Annotated in this window: 6 protein-coding genes; 5 read left to right on the forward strand and 1 reads right to left on the reverse strand. The window is 51.8% G+C overall.

The genetic code is table 11. The annotated features are described in order from the left end of the window. The coding region (locus FBQ85_26240; GenBank protein MDL1878632.1) for a glycosyltransferase family 9 protein at positions 1-864 on the reverse strand (864 nt) is incomplete at its 3' end. A 400-nt stretch (positions 865-1,264) separates the two neighbouring features. On the opposite strand from FBQ85_26240, the gene FBQ85_26245 reads away from it, so the two are divergent. The 5 genes from FBQ85_26245 to tsaB all read left to right on the forward strand — a co-directional run bounded on the left by FBQ85_26245 (position 1,265) and on the right by tsaB (position 5,002). Continuing rightward, positions 1,265-2,836 (forward strand): bifunctional response regulator/alkaline phosphatase family protein, encoded by a 1,572-nt coding sequence (locus FBQ85_26245; GenBank protein ID MDL1878633.1) that lies wholly within the window; start codon positions 1,265-1,267, stop codon positions 2,834-2,836. A gap of 269 nt (positions 2,837-3,105) precedes the next feature. Continuing rightward, on the forward strand, positions 3,106-3,330 hold the full coding sequence (locus FBQ85_26250) for a DUF433 domain-containing protein (protein MDL1878634.1): 225 nt from the start codon (positions 3,106-3,108) through the stop codon (positions 3,328-3,330). Beyond that, complete coding sequence (locus tag FBQ85_26255) at positions 3,327-3,659, forward strand: hypothetical protein (protein MDL1878635.1); 333 nt, start codon at positions 3,327-3,329, stop codon at positions 3,657-3,659. Before FBQ85_26250 ends, FBQ85_26255 begins: the two co-directional genes overlap by 4 nt. 11 nt (positions 3,660-3,670) lie before the next feature. Beyond that, positions 3,671-4,189 carry a tRNA (adenosine(37)-N6)-threonylcarbamoyltransferase complex ATPase subunit type 1 TsaE gene (gene tsaE, locus FBQ85_26260; GenBank protein MDL1878636.1) on the forward strand — a complete coding sequence of 173 codons (519 nt, stop codon included), beginning with the start codon at positions 3,671-3,673 and terminating at the stop codon, positions 4,187-4,189. Between the two features lie 117 nt (positions 4,190-4,306). Continuing rightward, positions 4,307-5,002: a tRNA (adenosine(37)-N6)-threonylcarbamoyltransferase complex dimerization subunit type 1 TsaB gene (gene tsaB, locus FBQ85_26265; protein MDL1878637.1), complete on the forward strand. Its 696-nt coding sequence runs from the start codon at positions 4,307-4,309 to the stop codon at positions 5,000-5,002. Positions 5,003-5,113 lie beyond the last annotated feature (111 nt).

Consider the following 5,113-nt stretch of genomic DNA (forward strand, 5'->3'; position numbering starts at 1 on the left):
ATAGACGCCCACGACTCGTGTTTTCATAGCGGCGGCCAAATGCATGGGGCCGGAATCGTTTGAAACCAGCAGATGCAAACGCGCAAGCAATGCGCCGGCTTGCGCCAGATCCGTCGGCGGCGCAAGCCGCGCCGGTGCTTGCATCTGCCGCGCAATCTCATTCGCATCGCGCTGTTCATCCCAGCTGCCCCACAATAAAATAATCGTCGCGCCGCAGTCACGCGCCAGGCGATCGCCCAGTTGCGCAAAAGACGCGAGCGGCCAGCGTTTTGTATACCATCCGCCGGAGGCGTTCAATCCAATAACAGGTTTCGCCTCCTCGAGCTTTTGTTCCCGCCACCACTTTGCGACCTCTGTCTGCGCATCTCCGGCAATTTCAACACGCAAATTTTGGGTGCGGATGGGAATATCCAAAGCCCGCAGCGCGTCAAGATTGAATTCGACTTCGTGAACGCGATCGCCGCGCGGAACAACGAGATGATTATAGGCGAGCCGGCGCACGCGGAATTTGTATCCCACCCGCACAGGCGCATGAGAAAAATAGGTCAACAACGCGCTGCGGGGATTGCCAAAAAGATCGAACACAATATCATATTTTTTATCGCGCAATTTCTGCATAAACGCAAAACTTGCACGCAAGCGGGCAAAATGCGGCAATTGCGCCCAGCCGCGGCGATCTAAAACGATCACGTCGTGCAGGGCGGGATGGTGTTGCACAATCGGCGCGCTGGCCGGCTCGGTGAGAAAATCGATGGCAGCGTGCGGAAATGCCGCAGCAAGATTGTCCAGCACCGGCGTCGCCAAAATCACATCGCCGATGGCGCGCAGCTTGATCACCAGAATTTTTTGGAACTTTTCAGGCATTAGATTGAAGTGAGCGGGATTGAATTGCACGCTTTAAGATAATCAACCGCCGGAGAAATTTCAAGCGCGGTTATAACATTGCCGAAGTGGCGTCACTCTGCCGGGACGGCAACGGCCGGAATACGCCGCGCAGTTTTCATGTCTTGTGCGGCAGTGTTTGCCTCGTGTTTGAGAATTTCGCGATCACATCAATATTTTCAATGTAAACGCGCAGCTTCTGCAACTTCATCATTGACTATCTTCAGGAACTTCCCTACTTTTCTCACGCAAATTAAATCCTGCTGGCATGTACTCTGCATCGTTGCGAGTACGGCTGGTGCTTATTTTGAGTCAAATGGCCGATCGGTATCGAGCAAAATTGCGGGGCACCCCTCGGCGACACGATTTCTTAAGGACGATCATGAGCGAGGCGCGCAGTAAAATTCTCTGGGTTGATGATGAAATCGAATTGTTGCGGCCGCATGTTCTATTTTTGGAGAGCAAGGGTTATGCGGTTCATCCTGTTACCAACGCCGATGATGCGGTGCAATTGATTCGCGACAGCTCATTCGATTTGGTTCTGTTGGATGAAATGATGCCCGGTAAAGACGGCCTGTCGGCGCTGGCGGAGATCAAGGAAATCAATCCAGCGCTGCCGGTGGTAATGGTGACGAAGAATGAAGAAGAACGGTTGATGGAAGAGGCCATCGGCAGCCGCATCGCGGATTATCTCACCAAGCCCGTGAATCCCAGCCAGATTTTATCCACCTGCAAAAAAATTCTCGACAGCCGCAAAATCACGGGCGCGCGCGTTTCACGCGAATACATTGCCGAGTTCAATGCCATTTCACGCCGCTTGCTGGAACCGTTGACCTGGAAAGACTGGATCGAGATCTATCTGTTGCTTTCGGAGTGGGAAGTCGAGCTGGATCGTCATGCCGATCTTGGCCTGCGCCAGACGCTGGCGGATCAAAAGCGGGAGTGCAACGCCGAGTTTGCCAAATTCATTGAGAAGAATTATCCGGGCTGGGCCGCGGGGCAAGAACGGCCGCCGCTTTCAATTGACGTGGTCAAGGACTATGTCATTCCGCCGTTGCAAGAAGGCAAACGCGTCGCATTTCTCGTGATGGACAATCTTCGTCTCGATCAATGGCTCACCATCGAGCCGCTCATTCGCGAACTGTTTACGGTGAACCGCGAGCATTATTTTGCGATTCTGCCGACCGCCACGCCCTATGCGCGCAACGCCATTTTTGCCGGCCTGTTTCCGCGCGACATCCAGCGCGAGCATCCGGATTTATGGGCATTCGACAAGGACGATGACAGCAGCCTCAATCGCCACGAACATGCCTTTCTCGAAGCCCAGCTCCAACGCCTGAAAGTGCATTTAAGGCCGCCGGTGAAATACATTAAAGTCCTCGATCAAAACGAAGCAAAAGCCGTGGAAAAGCAGATCGGCTCATATGCCGAATTGCCCTTGCTCGCGCTCGTGATCAACTTCGTTGACATTCTCGCTCACAGCCGCAGCGATTCTGAAGTGTTGCGCGAGATTACGCCGGACGAAGCGGCGTATCGCTCGCTCACCAAATCGTGGTTTGAACATTCGCCGCTGTATCGCATCTTGCGCGAGCTGTCGCAACGCGGCAATACCGTGATCGTGACTTCGGATCACGGCAGCATCCGCGGCATGCGCGGCGCGAAAGTCATCGGCGATCGCGAGACCTCCACCAATCTGCGTTACAAATTTGGCCGCAGCCTGAAGGCCGACCCCAAGCAGGCCATCATCGTGCAAAAGCCGGAGACGTATCAACTGCCAAGTTTGAATGTCACCACAAATTTTCTTTTTGCGAAAGAAGATTATTATTTTGTTTATCCGACAAACTATCATCATTATCTCAATTATTATCGTGACAGCCTGCAGCACGGCGGCGTATCGCTGGAAGAAATGATTTTGCCGATCGTGAGGCTGGAACCGATCGGCGGGCGGACATAATCAAGTTTTGGAAATTTAGTCTAGAGAAAGTGATAGCCCTTGCTTTTAGAGTAAACTCTTTGGTTGCAGATGCAACAGATCAACACAGGTGGAATCAACATTAATCTGTTTTGATCTGTGTCCCAAAATTCTGGTTCAGGTTCGCCCGGGTTAAGACTTGGAAGCAAAGAAAAACGCTTACACGAGAATATTGCGTCGCGGGGATTGATTGGACCACATCATCGCGAACGTATGCAGTGACATATAAAACTATAACCGCGAGAAATACCATGAGATACCAAGATATCATCACTATCGAACCAGGCAAACGAGGCGGCAAGCCCTGTATTCGTGGTATGCGAATGACGGTTTACGATGTGCTGGAATATCTAGCTTCTGGCATGACACACGAGGAAATTTTACGGGATTTCCCTTATCTCACCCAAGAAGATATTTTGGCATGCCTTAGTTATGCCGCAGATCGTGAGCGCCAATTGGTTGCCGTATTGCCATGAAATTGCTTTTTGATCAAAACTTATCTCCTCGTTTGGTTGCTAATCTCGCCGATCTGTTTCCCAGCTCCGCACCCGTCGAAGTCGTTGGACTTGGCAAAGAAATTGACAGCCTGGTGTGGGAATATGCGAAGAAAAACGAATACGTCATCGTTTCTAATGATGCCGATTTTAGTGAACTCGGATCACTTCTGGGTTTCCCGCCAAAGATTATTTGGCTACGAAAGGGCAATTGTTCGACCCAATTAATCGAAAACATTCTGCGACAAAATCATAGTGCGATTGAGCGTTTAGTGAGTTCATCTGATGCCGGCATTCTCATGTTATTTTGAGAAGTGACTTCATGAATGTTAGCGAAATCCCCGATTTGGAATTGCAACGCGCTTTGGCAGGCGGTCACGTGCTGCAGTTCCGTTCATCTTCTCCGGCAATAACCCGTGATCTTGCCGCACAGTTGGCGCAGCTTATTATCAGTAACAATAAAAAAGGTGAAGTCCTTACGCTCATCGGCAACCTGGGCAGCGGCAAAACCACGTTCGTGCAGGGCTTTTGTGCCGCGCTCGGTGTACATGAAAAAATCACCAGCCCAACATTTACGCTTATGCACATTTATCACGGCGACGTTTGCCCGATTTATCATTTCGATTTTTATCGTTTGAACTCAACGGCAGAAATTGCAGCGCTGGGCGTGGAAGAATATTGGGAAGGCGACGGCATATCTTTGATTGAATGGCCGGAACTCGCCGGGCCACTGCTGCCGAATCATCCGCTGGTGGTGCGCTTCAACATGCCCGATTTTGTGGGCGAACCGGAAACACGGGAAATCACTATCGCGCGCGAGGTTTTCTTTTCGAACACTTGAGGCAAAATACGTTCGCGAGCTGCACGCCTCAAAGTCTCAACCAATCAAGGCTGCCTACTGGTTTTTCAAGAAGGCAAACTCCGCTTATTTCTAATTTGAGGAAGGCTCTTCCGAAGCATGATCGTTTTGGGAATCGAAACCGCAACCACAATTTGCAGTGTTGGCATTGCAAATGAAGAACGCCTCCTCGCGGAAACCTGGTTCGGCGTCAAAAATATTCACGATCGCGTGTTGCGCGATGGCATCGCCTATCTGACGGAACAAATCAAGACGCCGCTCAATGAAATCGAGGCGATTGCCGTTTCGGCGGGTCCCGGCTCTTTCACCGGCCTGCGCATCGGCATGGCCGTGGCCAAGGGCCTGGCCTTTGCGCAAAACAAGCCGTTGATCGCCATCGGCACGCTGGTGGCGCAAGCGTACGCGGCGCAAGCGTTCACACGCGGGAAAGATGAAATGATTGTGCCTCTCATTCGCTCACGCAAAGGCGAAGTCTATTCTGCAAAATTTCGATGCGGCAATGAGTTTCCGGTTCAGGTCACACCGGAGCAGGTGAAGGAAATTGCAAGCGTACCCGCGTGGCTGCACGAGCCTGCCGTCATTTGCGGAGATGGCGTTGTGATGTTGCGCGCCGAAGGTACGTTGCAATCCCTGCAACATTGTTTCGTTGTGCCGGAGGGCAGCGCGCGTTTAAGCGGCGGTGTCATTGCGCGCCTCGGGCAAATTAAATTGGCGCGCGGTGAAACAACGACGGCAGAAGCATTGGCCCCGCTTTATGTGCAGGATTTTGAAACAGGCGCAACTCGCAAGATTTGATAACGGCAAAAAATATTGCCCAAAGCGCGCATGCAAGCTGAACCGCGACAGCCGGAATTCGCAATCGTTTACCTATGACTGACCCCGCAACACCTTTGTCGCCGGCGAGTC

This window comes from Cytophagia bacterium CHB2, assembly GCA_030263535.1.
Classification (GTDB): domain Bacteria; phylum Zhuqueibacterota; class Zhuqueibacteria; order Zhuqueibacterales; family Zhuqueibacteraceae; genus Coneutiohabitans.

Excerpts from the sequence above, each read along its gene's own strand:
- FBQ85_26245 (MDL1878633.1), top strand. The coding sequence starts at position 1,265 with ATGAGCGAGGCGCGCAGTAAAATTCTCTGGGTTGATGATGAAATCGAA.
- FBQ85_26250 (MDL1878634.1), top strand. The coding sequence starts at position 3,106 with ATGAGATACCAAGATATCATCACTATCGAACCAGGCAAACGAGGCGGC.
- FBQ85_26255 (MDL1878635.1), top strand. The coding sequence starts at position 3,327 with ATGAAATTGCTTTTTGATCAAAACTTATCTCCTCGTTTGGTTGCTAAT.
- tsaE (MDL1878636.1), top strand. The coding sequence starts at position 3,671 with ATGAATGTTAGCGAAATCCCCGATTTGGAATTGCAACGCGCTTTGGCA.
- tsaB (MDL1878637.1), top strand. The coding sequence starts at position 4,307 with ATGATCGTTTTGGGAATCGAAACCGCAACCACAATTTGCAGTGTTGGC.